The 14,554-nt window shown below is 74.5% G+C and carries 12 protein-coding genes and 5 tRNA genes; 7 read left to right on the top strand and 10 right to left on the bottom strand.

From position 1 onward, the window contains the following. Positions 1 to 169 precede the first annotated feature (169 nt). On the top strand, positions 170 to 700 hold the full coding sequence (locus F1615_RS31130) for a DsbA family protein (protein ID WP_149552392.1): 531 nt from the start codon (positions 170 to 172) through the stop codon (positions 698 to 700). An 8-nt stretch (positions 701 to 708) separates the two neighbouring features. On the opposite strand, the gene F1615_RS31125 is transcribed toward F1615_RS31130, so the two are convergent. From F1615_RS31125 to F1615_RS31115, 3 genes are read right to left on the bottom strand one after another with little or no spacing between them, the layout of a single operon-like run. Further along, entirely contained in the window at positions 709 to 1,533 is an 825-nt protein-coding gene (locus tag F1615_RS31125; protein ID WP_149552391.1) for a GNAT family N-acetyltransferase, read from the bottom strand. Between the two features lie 54 nt (positions 1,534 to 1,587). Further along, positions 1,588 to 2,409 (bottom strand): aminotransferase class IV, encoded by an 822-nt coding sequence (locus F1615_RS31120; protein ID WP_149552390.1) that lies wholly within the window; start codon positions 2,407 to 2,409, stop codon positions 1,588 to 1,590. A gap of 2 nt (positions 2,410 to 2,411) precedes the next feature. After that, positions 2,412 to 3,458 (bottom strand): chorismate-binding protein, encoded by a 1,047-nt coding sequence (locus F1615_RS31115; RefSeq protein WP_149552389.1) that lies wholly within the window; start codon positions 3,456 to 3,458, stop codon positions 2,412 to 2,414. A gap of 177 nt (positions 3,459 to 3,635) precedes the next feature. On the opposite strand from F1615_RS31115, the gene F1615_RS31110 reads away from it, so the two are divergent. The 5 genes from F1615_RS31110 to F1615_RS31090 all read left to right on the top strand — a co-directional run bounded on the left by F1615_RS31110 (position 3,636) and on the right by F1615_RS31090 (position 4,098). Further along, positions 3,636 to 3,708: transfer RNA gene (locus F1615_RS31110), tRNA-Gly, on the top strand. Between the two features lie 37 nt (positions 3,709 to 3,745). Further along, positions 3,746 to 3,819, top strand: a tRNA-Cys gene (locus F1615_RS31105). A gap of 1 nt (position 3,820) precedes the next feature. Beyond that, a tRNA-Val gene (locus F1615_RS31100) sits at positions 3,821 to 3,892 on the top strand. A gap of 19 nt (positions 3,893 to 3,911) precedes the next feature. Then, positions 3,912 to 3,983, top strand: a tRNA-Val gene (locus F1615_RS31095). Between the two features lie 43 nt (positions 3,984 to 4,026). Then, positions 4,027 to 4,098: transfer RNA gene (locus tag F1615_RS31090), tRNA-Val, on the top strand. Between the two features lie 50 nt (positions 4,099 to 4,148). On the opposite strand, the gene F1615_RS31085 is transcribed toward F1615_RS31090, so the two are convergent. The 4 genes from F1615_RS31085 to F1615_RS31070 all read right to left on the bottom strand — a co-directional run bounded on the left by F1615_RS31085 (position 4,149) and on the right by F1615_RS31070 (position 6,740). Next, complete coding sequence (locus F1615_RS31085; protein WP_149552388.1) at positions 4,149 to 4,430, bottom strand: zf-TFIIB domain-containing protein; 282 nt, start codon at positions 4,428 to 4,430, stop codon at positions 4,149 to 4,151. Positions 4,431 to 4,531: 101 nt separating this feature from the next. Continuing rightward, a complete protein-coding gene (locus tag F1615_RS31080) occupies positions 4,532 to 5,449 on the bottom strand; it encodes a phosphotransferase family protein (protein WP_149552387.1) in 918 nt (305 codons plus the stop codon). A gap of 639 nt (positions 5,450 to 6,088) precedes the next feature. Next, the gene (locus F1615_RS31075) at positions 6,089 to 6,268 is read right to left on the bottom strand and encodes a hypothetical protein (RefSeq protein WP_149552386.1); all 180 of its coding nucleotides are present in this window, start codon (positions 6,266 to 6,268) and stop codon (positions 6,089 to 6,091) included. Between the two features lie 196 nt (positions 6,269 to 6,464). Beyond that, entirely contained in the window at positions 6,465 to 6,740 is a 276-nt protein-coding gene (locus F1615_RS31070) for a hypothetical protein (RefSeq protein ID WP_149552385.1), read from the bottom strand. Positions 6,741 to 6,935: 195 nt separating this feature from the next. On the opposite strand from F1615_RS31070, the gene F1615_RS31065 reads away from it, so the two are divergent. After that, positions 6,936 to 8,219 (top strand): serine/threonine-protein kinase, encoded by a 1,284-nt coding sequence (locus F1615_RS31065; protein ID WP_149552384.1) that lies wholly within the window; start codon positions 6,936 to 6,938, stop codon positions 8,217 to 8,219. Positions 8,220 to 8,298: 79 nt separating this feature from the next. Here the strand turns inward: F1615_RS31065 and F1615_RS31060 are convergent, their stop codons facing one another. The 3 genes from F1615_RS31060 to cobT all read right to left on the bottom strand — a co-directional run bounded on the left by F1615_RS31060 (position 8,299) and on the right by cobT (position 14,472). Further along, entirely contained in the window at positions 8,299 to 9,117 is an 819-nt protein-coding gene (locus tag F1615_RS31060; protein ID WP_149552383.1) for a TrmH family RNA methyltransferase, read from the bottom strand. Between the two features lies 1 nt (position 9,118). Further along, positions 9,119 to 10,351, bottom strand: coding sequence for a uroporphyrinogen-III C-methyltransferase (gene cobA / locus F1615_RS31055; RefSeq protein WP_149552382.1), 1,233 nt, complete (start codon positions 10,349 to 10,351; stop codon positions 9,119 to 9,121). 218 nt (positions 10,352 to 10,569) lie between these two features. Continuing rightward, positions 10,570 to 14,472, bottom strand: a complete 3,903-nt coding sequence (gene cobT, locus F1615_RS31050; protein ID WP_149552381.1) for a nicotinate-nucleotide--dimethylbenzimidazole phosphoribosyltransferase — start codon at positions 14,470 to 14,472, stop codon at positions 10,570 to 10,572. Positions 14,473 to 14,554: the final 82 nt, after the last annotated feature.

The following is a 14,554-nucleotide window of genomic DNA, read 5'->3' as shown; positions in this document are numbered from 1 at the left end:
TTCCGGACCTCCCGGGGCCATGCTCCGGCCGGACATCAGGGACATCTCCGGGTCGGGTCCTCCGCAGGTGCCGGTACGGCCGGGGCCCGGATCGTCCGCCGCCCACCGCGGGCGGCGACGCCCGAGGCCCGATTGGGTGGTCCGTGGCCGGGCTGGGACACTGTGGCCCATGAGCGACTCCTCCCCCGCCCGTCCCGCAGCCACCGCCGTCATCGACGTCTGGTGCGAGCTGCAGTGCCCGGACTGCCGAAGCGCCCTCGACGACCTCCGCGCGCTGCGGGCCCGCCACGGCGACCGGCTGGAGCTGCGGTTGCGGCACTTCCCGCTCGAGAAGCACAAGCACGCCTTCGCCGCCGCCCAGGCCGCCGAGGAGGCGCTGGAGCAGGGACAGGGATGGGCGTACGTCGAGGCCGTGCTGGAACGGGTCGAGGAGCTGGACCGCCGGGGCGAGGCGTTCCTCGTCGAGGTCGCCCGGGAACTCGGTCTGGACGCCGAGGAGTTCGACACCGCGCTGATCGACGGACGGCACATCCTGATCGTGGACGCGGACCAGGCCGAGGGCAAGGCGATCGGGGTGACCGGCACCCCGACGTACGTCGTCGGCGGTGAGCGCCTCGACGGCGGCAAGAGCCAGGAGGGCCTGCGCGAGCGCATCGAGGAGATCCTGGACCGGCTGCTGCCGGCCGGGCAGCGGGACTGACCCGACGGCTACAGGAGCGCCTTGTAGACGGAGTACTCCGTCGTGCCGTAGCCGAGTGAGTCGTAGAGCCGCTCGGCCGGTGTGTTGCCGGCGAACACGTTCAGCCCGATGACCCGCTTTCCCGCGGCGACCGCCTGGGCCTCGGCGAGCAGCATGAGGCCGCGGCCGTGGCCCCGGCCGCGGTGGGCGGGGACGGTCTCGACGTTGAAGACGTAGGCCTGCTCCCCGGTCACCGACAGCCACAGGGTGCCCACGGCGTCGCCCCGGTGTTCGAGGACGCTGAAGAGCATGCCCTCGGTGGCGCGGCCCCCGGGCAGCAGCACGGCGTGGTCGTTCACCGCCTTGGCCCGCGCCTCGGCCTCCGGCACTCCGCGCTCGATCCAGTGCCGCGCGTAGTCCTGCTGGGCCCTGGCCACCCAGGGACCGAACTCGGCCTCGGTCATCGGCCGTGCCACGCTGCCCTCCGGCAGGGCGGGTGTGGTGTCGGGGAGGGGCTTGGCCATGTTCCGGTTGCGTACGACGTACCCGAGCGCCGTGGCGAGCGCGAGGGCGGTGCCGGAGTCCGCCGGGACCGCCGCCTCGATGCGGCGGCACCCCCAGCCGCGCGCCACCTCCTCCGCGGCGAGGGCGGCCACCGTTCCCCTGCCGCGCCGCCGGTCCGCCTCGTCGATGCGCAGACTCATGATCCGGGCCACGGCATCGCCGAACACGGGATGCGTGCCGAGGTGGACGGCCCCGACGGGACAGCTGTTCACACACACCTGGAAGCGGCGCGAACGCGTGCCGTCGGGGTTCTGCTGAAGCGGCTCGGCCGGCCGCAGGGTCGTGGTCATCACGGGAGTTCTACCCCGTCGCCCACCACCGTCCTCAACCGGATGTCCGGCCCGTCACGGATCGAGGTCGGCCCCGGAGCGCTCGTCGAAGATCCGCATGGCCTTGGCGGTCACCGGGCCCGGGGCGCCGGACAGTTCGCGGTCGTCGACGCGGTGCACGGCCTGTACGTCGCGCAGGGTGGAGGTGAGGAAGATCTCCTCGGCCCGCCCCAGGACGTCCATCGGCAGATCGGTCTCCCGGGCGCCGGTCCATTCGACGACCAGGGCGCGGGTGATGCCCGCGAGGCAGCCGGAGGCGATCGGCGGGGTGTGCAGCTCGCCGTCGAGGACGACGAAGACGTTGGACCCGGTGCCCTCGCAGAGCCGGCCGACGGTGTTGCCGAACAGTGCCTCCGACGCGCCCTGTTCGCGGGCGCGGGCGAGGGCGACGACGTTCTCGGCGTACGAGGTGGTCTTCAGGCCGGTGAGCGCGCCGCGCTCGTTGCGCGTCCAGGGGACGGTGATGACGGCGGTGGAGTCGGGGCGGCGGGTGGTCTCGCCGAGGGCGACCACGAGGGTCGGACCGTGCTCGCCGCGGTCCGAGCCGAGCGGGCCGTGACCGCCGGTGTAGGTGAGGCGCAGCCGGCCGAGCGGCACGGGGTTGGCCTCCAGGACGGCGGCGCAGGCGCGGCGGACCTCGTCCAGGTCGGGGTCGGGCAGCCCGAGCCCCCGGGCCGACCTGGTCAGCCGGTCGAGATGCCGGGTGAGCGCGAACGGCCGTCCGTCCACGGCCTTCACCGTCTCGAAGATGCCGTCGCCCACGGTCAGCCCGTGATCGAAGACGGAGACACGGGCGGACTCGATGTCCTGCAGCCCGCCGTCGAGCCAGATCTTCACCTCTAGGTCCCTTCACTCACCTCGTACGTTCCCGACGCTACCGCGAGCAGCCGGGAGGCCTTCAGTTCGGTCTCCCGCCACTCCCCCTCGGGGTCGGAGCCCCAGGTGATCCCGGCGCCGGTGCCGAACCGCAGGACGGCGCCACCGTCCGCGTCCCGGTCGATCCAGAAGGTGCGGATGCCCACCGCCAGCTCGCCGATGCGGCGGTCGGCGTCGACCCAGCCGATGCCACCGCAGTAGGGGCCCCGGGGCGCCGTCTCCAGCGCCTCGATGATCCGCAGGGCGCTCGACTTGGGCGCGCCGGTGACGGAGCCGGGCGGAAAGGCGGCCGCGAGGAGGTCCGGCCAGCCGGCACCGGTGCGCAGTTCGCCCCGCACGGTCGACACGAGGTGGACCAGGCCGGGGTGCTTCTCGACGGCGCACAGGTCGGGCACCGTCACCGTGCCGGTGCCGCAGACCCGGCCGACGTCGTTGCGGACCAGGTCGACGATCATGACGTTCTCGGCGTAGTCCTTCTCCAGCAGGTCGGCCTCGGTCCGGCCGGTCCCCTTGATCGGCCCGGACTCGACGACCCGCCCCTCCCGGCGCAGGAACAGCTCGGGAGACGCGGTCGCGATCTCCACTCCCCGTCCGGGCAGCCGAAACGTTCCGGCGTACGGCGCGGGGTTGCCCCGGGCCAGCAGGGCGGTGAGGGCGTCCACGTCGGCACCGTACGGCACCGGCGCGGACAGGACGCGGCAGAGGTTGGCCTGGTAGACGTCGCCGGCGGCTATGTGGTCCCGGACGCGGCGGACGCCCGCCGTGTACGCGGCGCGGTCCAGGGAGGACGTCCAGTCACCGGCCGCCGGTCCCCGCCAGGCCCCCGGGACGGGGGCCGGAACCGGCTGCTCCCTGACATCCCGGAAGCGCGCGCAGGTCAGGCGGCCCTCGAAGTCGGCGGCGACCGCCCAGAAGCCCGTGGAGTCCAGGGCCGCGGGGTCGTCGGTGACGTCGAGCAGTCCGGTGGCGACGCGGTTGCCGAAACGGGCGAGAGGTGGGAGGTCGAGCACGTGACGAGTCTATGGCGGGTGCGGTTCGATGACGTGGTCACGCCCGTCACGGGCCCTCCGGGCACGTCCGTGAGCAGGCGCAGCGCAGCACGCTGCACAAACGGGTTTTTGTGCTGGCCCCGGAATCCGCTAGAGTTCACTTCGTCGCCGGGAAGCGCAAGCCGACCGAAACGACAGGCGGACGTAGCTCAGTTGGTAGAGCGCAACCTTGCCAAGGTTGAGGTCGCGAGTTCGAGCCTCGTCGTCCGCTCGAAGGAAGAGGGGACTTCCCGGTCCCCTCCGCTCCTGGTGGAGTGGCCGAGAGGCGAGGCAACGGCCTGCAAAGCCGTCTACACGGGTTCAAATCCCGTCTCCACCTCCAAGGACGATTAGCTCAGCGGGAGAGCGCTTCCCTGACACGGAAGAGGTCACTGGTTCAATCCCAGTATCGTCCACTGGATCTCCGGATCCCCCGCGCGATTAGCTCAGCGGGAGAGCGCTTCCCTGACACGGAAGAGGTCACTGGTTCAATCCCAGTATCGCGCACGCAGTGCCCACGATCCGCTTCACACGGTGATCGTGGTCCCGAGGACGATTAGCTCAGCGGGAGAGCGCTTCCCTGACACGGAAGAGGTCACTGGTTCAATCCCAGTATCGTCCACACCACTCGAAGCCCCCGGTCGGTCGACCGGGGGCTTCGGCGTATGCGGGTCAGCTGGAGAAGAGCATGTGCCCGAAGCTCTTGTGACGGCGGTGCCCGTGGTGTCCACCGTGCCCGGCACCCCAGGCGGGGGGCGGCGGGGCCGCCGGGTACGCCTGCGGGGCGGCCGGCGGGGCGGGAGGTGCGGGCTGGGACCACTGGGACTCCAGCCGGGTCAGCGACTCCAGCTCGCCGTAGTCGAGGAAGATCCCTCGGCACCCGCTGCACTGCTCGATCTGGACGCCGTTGCGGTTGTAGGTGTGCATCGGGGCACGGCACTTCGGACACTGCATGATCGGGTCAACTCCTCGCCGGTCGTTTCCGCTTCGCGTATCGCCAGGACAGACTCCGTCCGGCCGCGAGTCGGTTGCACCCTACTTCGCGGAACTTCGCCTCAACCGGGCGGGTCGACGGCGGCCATGCGCGCGCAGGCGTCGACCAGTGACTGCTCCACCTCGTCCAGCGGCCGTCCGGCCACGACCGCCTTGGTGACGGCCCGGGCGGCGGTCTGGGCCGTGAGGGCGCGGGCCGGGACGTCCAGCGCGCTCCAGGGGTCACCGTCGGCGGGTACGGCCGGGCCGCCGGCCGCGCGGTAGGCGGTCAGGAAGCGGTGCCACTCGTCGGGGGCGAGCAGTCCGCAGGCGTACCAGGCCGCCGGACGGGCCAGGTCCCACGCCGGGACGCCCGTGCCGAGGTCGTCGACGTCGATCAGCAGCCAGGGGCCGCCGGGCGCCGGGTGGCGTATGAGCTGGCCGAGGTGGAGGTCGCCGTGGCAGAGCGTGGTGGTGTCCGGCATGGGGGCCTCGCCGCGGGCCCAGGGCGGGAGGGCGGACCAGGCGTGCAGCACGGGCTCGGTACCGGGGTGGTGCGGGGCGGTCTCCCGGAGGCGGGCGATGGCATGGGCGGCCTTCTCGGGGCCGCGCATGGGAGGTACGGCGACGGGGGGCGGGGTGCGGTGGAGGCGGGCGAGGAGGGTGGCCGCGGCCTCCCAGGGGGCGGCGTCGGGGTCGTCCGGGTCCACGGGGGTGCCGTACGGCCAGTGGGTGACGAGCCGTCCGTGCAGTGCGACGGGTGTCGGGGCGAGTGGGGGGAGGAGGATGCCCGGGAGCCGGGCGGCGGTGGTGACACGGAGGGCCAGACGGGAGGGGTCGGTCCCGGGGGCGTGGGCCTTGGCGACGGTGCCGGCGTGGCGGACGACGGTGGTGTCGTCGCGGGTGGTGAGGGTCACCGCTGTGCAGGGACACGGGTGGGCGCGGGCGTGGGCCGTTGCCGTGACGTGGGCTGTCAGGGCGGGGAGAAGGTCCGTGGTCACGGGGGTGAGGGTACGCGGGGTGCGACCGCACGTTGCCCGGGTGTCGGGCGGCCCGGCGCGGGCGGGGTGCCGTCGCACCCACCCTCCCCCACCCTCCCCCACGCTCGGCCTCGCTGGAGCGGGGGACCCCCATCGCCCCTGGGCGCACCTCCCAGGCCCTCAAGGCACCGGGGGAGGCACGACCGCCCGCGGGAACGGCAGGCGCGGCGGGCGCGGCACTACTGCCCGCGGGAACGGCGGTGGTGGCCCGCGGGAGCGGCAGCCGCGTACGGCGCGGATGGCGATGGGCGTGGGACAGGCGCGTACGGCGCGGAGTGTGGCTCGCGGTGGGCGTGGGACAGCCGCGTACGGCGCGGAGGGGTCGGGGCGGGGGTGTGCGCCCGCAGCGGCTGGTGCGAGTCGGCGCCCCGCACCTCCACCGGGCAACCTGGTCGCGCCAGTCCGAGGACGTACACCCCCGACCCGGCCCCGGCCCACCCACCGGCAGAAGGCGCTACCCAGACCCCCACCGGGCAGAGCAATGCCGGCGCAGCTCCCCAGCTGCGCCGGCATTTTGCCGTCCGCCGCACCCCCGTCCCCACGGGGTTTCATGGGTGGATGTCCCCGCCCGGACCGCTCTTCCGGGCCTGGGGTCGCCGCTCAGCGCCCCAGCATCTCTCCCACGGACGACGCCTGTGTGGTCACCGTCTCCCACCCGTCGAAGACGAGGAGGAGCAGGACCGCCAGGGGGAGGGCCATCAGCGTCGCCACCAGCGGGTGGCGACGGCCCTCGCCGTGTTCCCGCGTGCGGATCGCTGTCCGCGGTGCCGTGTACGCCATGGCCCCTCTCCTGACCGTTCTGTTGTCGTTGGCAGCGGCGGGCGTCTGACCTCGGGGGACGAGTACCGCACCCGCCGCTTGACCTCAAATCTAGGGGCCCGGCGCTCCCCGGGCGTCATGCCCTCGTACCGATTGCCGGGCCTCCCGGAGGATGAGCCGTGACCTGCGCCGTACTCCCCTGGGTGGAGACGGGCTCCTACGCCTCGGGGACATCCCCGAAGGGCCGCCCGCTCTGCCCCGCTTTCTCCGCCCCGTCCTCCCGCGGCACCGGCTGTTCCACCAGCGCGAGCACCCGGTTCGCCATGAACCGCGCCGTCCGCACGACGGCCCCGGTTCGGGTGACTTCGCTCACTTCGACCACCCCCCGGCGCACCGCCGTCTCCACCCTGCGCCCCGCCCTGCTCGCCACCACCTCGTACGTACGCGTCGTGTCCCCCGCATCCACGACGATCTCCACACGGTCACCCTTCACGCGATCAATCCCCCTTCGGTGCCGGGTGGTTGGGATCACCCGCCGCGCGAACCCGGCCTGCCCGCACGCTCCCTGACCACTCTTCAATTCTCCCACCCACCGCTGACAATCGATCGGTTCGAGAGGGCGCGGCCTCTGCGCACGGGCCGCCGTGGAAACGTAAGCTGTGGCACGTCACAGGACCGGGCAGCGGGGATGAACATGGCGATGATGCGCCTGAGGCGCGAGGACCCGCGCGTCGTCGGCTCTTTCAGGCTTCACCGACGGCTCGGCGCGGGCGGAATGGGCGTGGTCTACCTCGGCTCCGACAAGAAGGGGCAGCGGGTCGCGCTGAAGGTCATCCGCCCCGATCTGGCGGAGGACCAGGAGTTCCGCTCACGGTTCGCGCGCGAGGTCTCCGCGGCCCGGCGCATCCGCGGCGGCTGCACGGCCCGGCTGGTGGCCGCCGACCTCGACGCGGACCGGCCGTGGTTCGCCACGCAGTACGTGCCCGGCCCGTCGCTGCACGACAAGGTCGCCGGCGAGGGGCCGCTCGGCGCGGCCGAGGTCGCCGCCGTCGGAGCGGCGCTCTCCGAGGGACTGGTCGCCGTGCACGAGGCCGGTGTGGTGCACCGCGACCTCAAGCCGTCCAACATCCTGCTGTCCCCGAAGGGACCGCGGATCATCGACTTCGGCATCGCCTGGGCAACCGGCGCCTCGACGCTGACCCACGTCGGCACGGCGGTCGGCTCCCCCGGCTTCCTCGCCCCGGAGCAGGTCCGCGGCGCGGCCGTCACCCCGGCGACCGACGTGTTCTCGCTGGGCGCCACGCTCGCGTACGCGTCGATGGGCGACTCCCCCTTCGGGCACGGCAGTTCCGAGGTGATGCTGTACCGCGTGGTGCACGAGGAGGCCCATCTGCACGGCGTCCCGGACGCGCTGGCCCCGCTGGTGCGCGCCTGCCTGGCGAAGGACCCCGAGGAGCGGCCCAGCACGCTCCAGCTGTCGCTGCGGCTGAAGGAGATCGCCGCGCGCGAGGCACAGGGCCTCGCCGACGTCCGGCCGCCCGCGCCGCGCACCCCCGAGTCGGACCGGCCCACCGGACGCCTCGCGGACACCTATCCGGAGCGGGGGCAGCGCCGCCAGGGCGGGCAGGGCACCCCGCCGCCGCGCGGACGCGGTCCCGGGCCCAGGAACACCGGTTCGTCCCCCGGTCGCACCAGCCGGGGTGTGCCGTCCTCCCGGGGCGCCGGGTCCGCCCGTGACAGCTCCTCGCGCGGGGGCACACCGTCCCGCAGCGGTTCGCGGCCCACGCCGGCGTCGCGGAACACCACGCGGTCCGGCACCGGCTCCCGTCGTCCGGGCCCCCGGCCGACCGGGACCGGCCTCCGCCCGGCCAATCCGCGGCTGCTCAGGCAGCGACTGTTCGTCTTCGTCGTCGTGACGCTGGTCGTCGCGCTGGGTATCGCCCTGGTCCAGGGCTGCCAGGGCCCCGGGTGAGGATCCGGGTGAGGATCCGGGTGAGGACCCGGGTGAGGACCCGGGTGAGGACCCGGCGGCGTCGGCAGCATCCGGGCCGCTACTCCGGGGGACGCCCCGTGGCCACCGCGTAGAAGGCGACCGCCGCGGCGGCTCCCACGTTGAGGGAGTCGACGCCGTGGGCCATCGGGATGCGGACCCGTTCGTCGGCGGCGGCCAGGGCCCGGTCGGACAGACCGGCTCCTTCCGCGCCCAGCATCAGAGCCACCCGGTCCATACGGTGCGGTGCCACCTCGTCGAGGGTGCGGGCCTGTTCGCCGGGGGTGAGGGCGAGCAGCCTGAACCCGGCCTCGCGGACCGACGCCAGCCCCTTGGGCCAGGTGTCCAGACGGGCGTACGGCACGGAGAAGACCGCGCCCATGGAGACCTTGACGCTTCGCCGGTAGAGCGGGTCGGCGCAGTCCGGGGAGAGCAGCACGGCATCCATGCCGAGGGCCGCCGCGGATCGGAAGATCGCACCGATGTTGGTGTGGTCGTTGACCGACTCCATGACGACGACCCGGCGGGCGGTGCGGAGCACGTCGGCCGCCGTGGGCAGTGGGGCGCGCTGCATGGAGGCGAGCGCGCCGCGGTGCACGTGGTAGCCGGTGACCTGTTCGGCGAGCGCGGGATCCACCACGTACACCGGGGCGTCGGACCGGTCGATGACGTCGCGCATGACGTCGACCCACTTCGCCGAGAGCAGCATGGACCGCATGGCGTAGCCGGCTTCCCCGGCTCGCCGGATGACCTTCTCGCCCTCGGCGATGAACAGGCCCTCGGCGGGCTCGCGCCGGCGGCGCAGTTCGACGTCGGTCAGGCCCGTGTAGTCGTGCAGACGTGGGTCGCCGGCGTCCTCGACGGTGATGATGCCGGCCATGTCAGGCCGCCCCGTTCCGGCCCACGCCGACGACCTCGCCGATGACGATGACGGCCGGCGGCCTGACCTCCCGCGCCACGACGGTCTCGGCGACCGTGGCGAGGGTGGCGTCGACGCGGCGCTGGGCGGCCGTGGTGCCCTCCTGGACCAGGGCGACGGGGGTGTCCGGTGACTTGCCGTGCGCCACCAGGGTGTCGGCGATGCGGCCGATCTTGTCGACGCCCATGAGGACGACGAGGGTGCCGGTCAGCCGAGCCAGGGACGGCCAGTCGACCAGGGAGCGTTCGTCGTCGGGAGCGACATGGCCGCTGACCACGGTGAACTCGTGCGCGACGCCGCGGTGGGTGACGGGGATGCCGGCCGCGCCCGGGACCGAGATGGAGCTGGAGATGCCGGGGACGACGGTGCAGGGGATGCCCGCCTCGGCGAGCGCGTGGAGCTCCTCCATGCCGCGGCCGAAGACGTACGGGTCGCCGCCCTTGAGCCGGACCACCGACTTGCCCTTGCGGGCGTGCTCGATGAGCGCGTTGTTGATGGCCTCCTGGGCCATGAAACGACCGTAGGGGATCTTCGCCGCGTCTATCACCTCGACGTGCGGCGGGAGTTCGGCGAGCAGGTCGCGGGGGCCGAGCCGGTCGGCGATGACGACGTCCGCCTCCGCGAGCAGACGGCGTCCGCGCACGGTGATCAGGTCCGGATCTCCGGGGCCGCCCCCGACGAGGGCGACACCCGGGGTGCGGCTGCGGTGGTGCGGGGCGACCAGGGTGCCGTCGCGCAGGCCTTCGACGACGGCGTCGCGGATGGCGGCGGTGCGGCGGGGGTCGCGGTCGCGCGCCTCCGTGGTGAGGACGGCCACCGTGACGCCCTCGCTGGAGCCCGTGGCCGGGGTCCACGCCGTGGCCGCGTCGGCGTCGTCCGAGCGGACGCACCACACGCGGTTCGCCTCCGCCTCGGCGGAGGCACGGGTGTTCGCCTCGCTGTCGCTGGTGGCGATGAGGGCGTACCAGGCGGCCGCGAGGTCTCCCTCGGCGTAGGTGCGCCGGTGCCAGGTGATCTCGCCGGCGTCCGCCATGGCCTCCACGGAGGGGGTGGCCTCGGGGGACACGAGGTGGATGTCGGCGCCGGCGGCGATGAGGGCGGGAAGGCGGCGCTGGGCGACCTGGCCGCCACCGAGGACGACCACGCGGCGGCCGGTGAGGCGGAGGCCTACGGGGTAGGCGGGGTGTTCGGCCATGAGCGTATGGCTCCTCTTGCGGCGTGCGGTGGCCCTGACGTGCGAATTTTAAGGGGGCCAGGACGCTGGCGGGTCTGGTGTCCGGTGGGTGGGCAGAGTGCGCCGGGTGCCGGCTTGCCGGTGGTTGTGCCCACCCGTTCCGCCCTGCGGAACGACTGCCCACACCCACCGGCCGGCTGGAACGGCGGCCGGTGCCGCGGTCCCGGGAAGCTCTCGCCCTACTTCTCGGTCACCCCGGCCGAGTCGAAGGTCGCCACCTCGTGCATGGCCCGGGCCGTGCTCTGGACCAGCGGGAGCGCCAGCAGCGCGCCCGTGCCCTCGCCGAGGCGGAGGTCGAGGTCGACCAGGGGGCGCAGGCCCAGCTTGTTGAGCGCGGCCACATGGCCGGGCTCGGCGCTGCGGTGGCCCGCGATGCAGGCGGCCAGGACCTCGGGGGCGATGGCCCGCGCCACCAGGGCGGCCGCGCCGGCGCTGACGCCGTCCAGGATCACCGGCGTACGCAGCGACGCCCCGCCGAGGAGCAGGCCGACCATGGCCGCGTGCTCGAAGCCGCCGATGGCGGCGAGGACGCCGAGGGGGTCGGCCGGGTCCGGCTGGTGGAGTTCGAGGGCGCGGCGCACCACCTCGGTCTTGCGGGCGAGGGTCTCGTCGTTGATGCCGGTGCCGCGGCCGGTGACCTCGGCCGGGTCGGCGCCGGTGAAGACGGAGATGAGGGCGGCGGACGCGGTGGTGTTCGCGATGCCCATCTCGCCGGTGAGGAGCGCCTTGTTGCCGGCCGCCACCAGGTCCCGGGCGGTCTCGATGCCGACCTCGATGGCCTGCTTGGCCTCCTCGCGGGTCATCGCGGGGCCGGTGGTCATGTCGGACGTCCCGGCGCGGATCTTGCGCGGCAGCAGACCGGGCGTCGCCGGCAGGTCGGAGGAGACGCCCACGTCGACGACGCAGACCTCGGCGCCCACCTGTGCGGCGAAGGCGTTGCAGACCGCTCCCCCGCCGAGGAAGTTGGCCACCATCTGGGCGGTGACCTCCTGCGGCCAGGGGGTGACGCCCTGGGCGTGCACGCCGTGGTCGCCGGCGAAGATCGCGACGGCGGCGGGTTCCGGCACGGGCGGCGGGCACTGGCGGGACAGGCCGGACAGCTGGGCGGAGATGATCTCCAGCATGCCGAGCGCGCCGGCGGGCTTGGTCATGCGCTTCTGGCGCTCCCACGCCTCGCCGAGCGCCTTGGCGTCCAGCGGGCGGATCTGTGCGACGGTCTCGGCGAGCAGGTCGTGGGGGTCCTCTCCGGGCAGGGCGCGACGGCCGTACGTCTCCTCGTGCACGACCCAGGACAGGGGGCGGCGCTTGGACCAGCCGGCCTGCATCAGCTCGGGCTCGGCCGGGAACTCGTCGACGTAGCCGACGCACAGGTAGGCGACGACCTCGAGGTGCTCGGGCAGTTCCAGCGCCCGCACCATCTCGCGCTCGTCGAAGAAGCTGACCCAGCCGACGCCGAGGCCCTCGGCGCGGGCGGCGAGCCACAGGTTCTCCACGGCGAGCGCGGAGGAGTACGGCGCCATCTGCGGCTGGGTGTGCCGGCCGAGGGTGTGCCGCCCGCCGCGGGTGGGGTCGGCGGTGACGACGATGTTGACCGGGGTGTCGAGGATGGCCTCGATCTTCATTTCCTTGAACTGCTTCGCCCGGCCCTTGGGGAGGGACTTGGCGTAGGCGTCACGCTGGCGCATGGCCAGTTCGTGCATCGCGCGCCGGGTCTCGGCGGAGCGGATGACGACGAAGTCCCAGGGCTGGGAGTGGCCGACGGAGGGCGCGGTGTGGGCGGCCTCCAGGACACGCAGCAGCACCTCGTGCGGGATGGGGTCGCTGCGGAAGCCGTTGCGGATGTCCCGGCGCTCGCGCATGACCTTCAGAACGGCCTCGCGCTCTGCGTCGTCGTAGCCGGGGGCGGCCGGGCCGGCGGACCGGGCCTCCTCCGGCTCCACGCCGGCGCCCCGGGTGTCCAGGTCGTCCGGGTCCTGGGCGAGTTCGGGGTCGGGCGTCGCCGGTACGGCGTCGGCACCGGCCTCGTGGGGCCCGTCCGCGGGAACGGCCACGCCCTGCGGCGGGGTCGGCGCGAGCTGCGGGGCGGTGGGCACGGTTCCGTCCACGGGGACGAACCGGCCGAGGGGCTGGTCCGGCCCGGGTGCGAGGGGCACGGTGCCGGGGACGGGGGTGGCGGGGGTCTGCTGGGGGCCCTGGACGGGGGTCGCGTCGCCCGCGGGTGCCGGGGGCGGTGTGGTGCCGGCGGCCGTGGCCCCGTCGGGGACGTGGGGAGCGTCCTGGCCGTGCGCGGTGGGGGCGTGGGACGCGGGCGCCTCGGTGGAGGGACCGGCGACGGCGTCGTCAGCCGCGGTTCCGGGGGCTTGCGCGGTTCCGACGGGCTCCGGCGTGGCCGGAGCCGCGTCGGGCCCGGCCGCCGGCTCGGGGGCGGGATCGGCCGCGGGTGCGGGCCCGGCGGCGACGGGCGGTGCCGCGTCCGGTCCGGTGACGGGAGCCTCGGGGAGCGCGGACGCTCCGGCGGGGGGCACGTGGGCGGGCTGGGGCACGGTGGTGTCCGGTGCCGGCGCGTCCACGGCGACCGGTGCCTGCGGCATGTCGTCGGCCCGGGGGTGCTCCGGCGCCGCATCCGGGGCGCCCGGTGCCTCGACGGCCTGCGGCGCCTCAGGGGCCTGCGGGTGCTGCGGCACCTGGGTGTCGTCCGGCACGGTGTTCTCGGCGCCCGGTGCCCGATCGGCAGGGGGCTCCTCCGTCACCGGGGCGGTCCCGGGCTCCGCGACGGCCTGGTGAGCCTCCGGCTCCTGGGCGGCGTGCTCCGCCACGGCGGCGGTCTCCGCACCCGGTGCCTGAGCGGCGGCGGTCTCCTCGGACACCTGAGCGGTCTCCGGCTCCCCGGCCTCGGCAGCCGGCGTCGGGAGAACATCACCCGGAACCCCGGCCTCAACGCCCGGCGTCACGAGAACATCACCCGGAACCCCGGCCTCCACGCCCGGCGTCACGAGAACATCACCCGGAACCCTGGCCTCCGCACCCGGCGTCGGGACAGCGTCACCCGGGACCTCGGCGGCCCGGGGTGCCTCGGCGGGAGCCGTCGCGTCGGCCACGGGTTCCGTGACCTGGCCGGTTCCCTGCGCCTCGGCCGCCTGGAGGTGCTCCGACGCGTCGGGTACCGCACCCGGCGCCTCGGCAGGGGCGGCCTCCGGCTCCGGCACGTACTCCGGGGCCGCGGCCCCCGTGCCCGGTGCCTCGGCGGCCTGCGGCCCCTCGGAACCCCCCGCGGACGCGGGAACCGGGCCGTCCGTGGAGGCCTCCGCGGACGGCACGCTCACGGAGACCGGCTCCGGGGCGGCCTGGACGGGCTCGGACCGCTCCCCCGCGAGGACGTGCTCCGGCACCGCGGCCGACGCCGCCTCGGCCTGCGCGTACCGCGCGACGGGCTCGGCGCCCGCGACGCCCGCGCCCTCCGTGTCCTGCGCCGCGACCGCCGCCGTGGCGACGCGGGTGACGACCGCCTGGGCCGCGTCCAGCGGCTCCGTCGGCGGGACAACCGTTTCGGCAGCCGGCGCCCCCGCGCTCACCGTGGCCTGCGCGCCCCAGGGCGCCGCGGCCTGCGGTGCCGCCGCCTCCCGCGCGCGCGGGACGTCGAGGTATTCGGGGCCGAGGGTCGGCGGGCCCGCCTGGCGGGCCGGCAGGTCGGCGGGGCCGCGGTCGGCGAGGGAGCGGACCGGGCTCGCGGAGACGTCGGGAATGGGCGGGCCGAGGTGCAGCGGGCGGCGCGGCGCGGCCGGTGCCGTCCGGGGCTGGGCGGGATCGGGGAGCCGGACGCCGCCGAGGTCGACCGAGCCGCTGTCGCGGCCGGCCATCTCGTGCGGCCCCGGTTCGTGCACGGTCTCGACGACCGGCTCGGGTACGGGCGGAGCGATCTCGTTGCCCCAGGCACCCTGGGCGCCGGGCAGCAACAGGTCTTCGTCCTCGGCGGGACTGTCGGAGAGGTAGGTGTACGCGTCGGGCGCGGGGACGCCCGGCTGCTCCACCATGCCTGCGTTCTCCGGCAGTCCCTCGCCCGGGACCTGGCCGGTGTCGGTCATGCGTACCCCTCGCCCATCGGTTAGTGCTCCTACGACCAGCTCACCCGGAACGGCGCACCGACCGCCCCACACTGGAGAACGA

The sequence above is a fragment of the Streptomyces marokkonensis genome (assembly GCF_008312835.1).
GTDB lineage: Bacteria > Actinomycetota > Actinomycetes > Streptomycetales > Streptomycetaceae > Streptomyces > Streptomyces marokkonensis_A.
This window is presented reverse-complemented; position numbering and strand designations above follow the sequence as displayed.

Bases quoted from the DNA above. Each gene is read 5' to 3' on its own strand.
- F1615_RS31130 (WP_149552392.1), top strand. From the start codon at position 170: ATGAGCGACTCCTCCCCCGCCCGTCCCGCAGCCACCGCCGTCATCGAC.
- F1615_RS31125 (WP_149552391.1), bottom strand. From the start codon at position 1,533: ATGACCACGACCCTGCGGCCGGCCGAGCCGCTTCAGCAGAACCCCGAC.
- F1615_RS31085 (WP_149552388.1), bottom strand. From the start codon at position 4,430: ATGCAGTGTCCGAAGTGCCGTGCCCCGATGCACACCTACAACCGCAAC.
- F1615_RS31075 (WP_149552386.1), bottom strand. From the start codon at position 6,268: ATGGCGTACACGGCACCGCGGACAGCGATCCGCACGCGGGAACACGGC.
- F1615_RS31065 (WP_149552384.1), top strand. From the start codon at position 6,936: ATGAACATGGCGATGATGCGCCTGAGGCGCGAGGACCCGCGCGTCGTC.
- F1615_RS31060 (WP_149552383.1), bottom strand. From the start codon at position 9,117: ATGGCCGGCATCATCACCGTCGAGGACGCCGGCGACCCACGTCTGCAC.
- cobA (WP_149552382.1), bottom strand. From the start codon at position 10,351: ATGGCCGAACACCCCGCCTACCCCGTAGGCCTCCGCCTCACCGGCCGC.
- cobT (WP_149552381.1), bottom strand. From the start codon at position 14,472: ATGACCGACACCGGCCAGGTCCCGGGCGAGGGACTGCCGGAGAACGCA.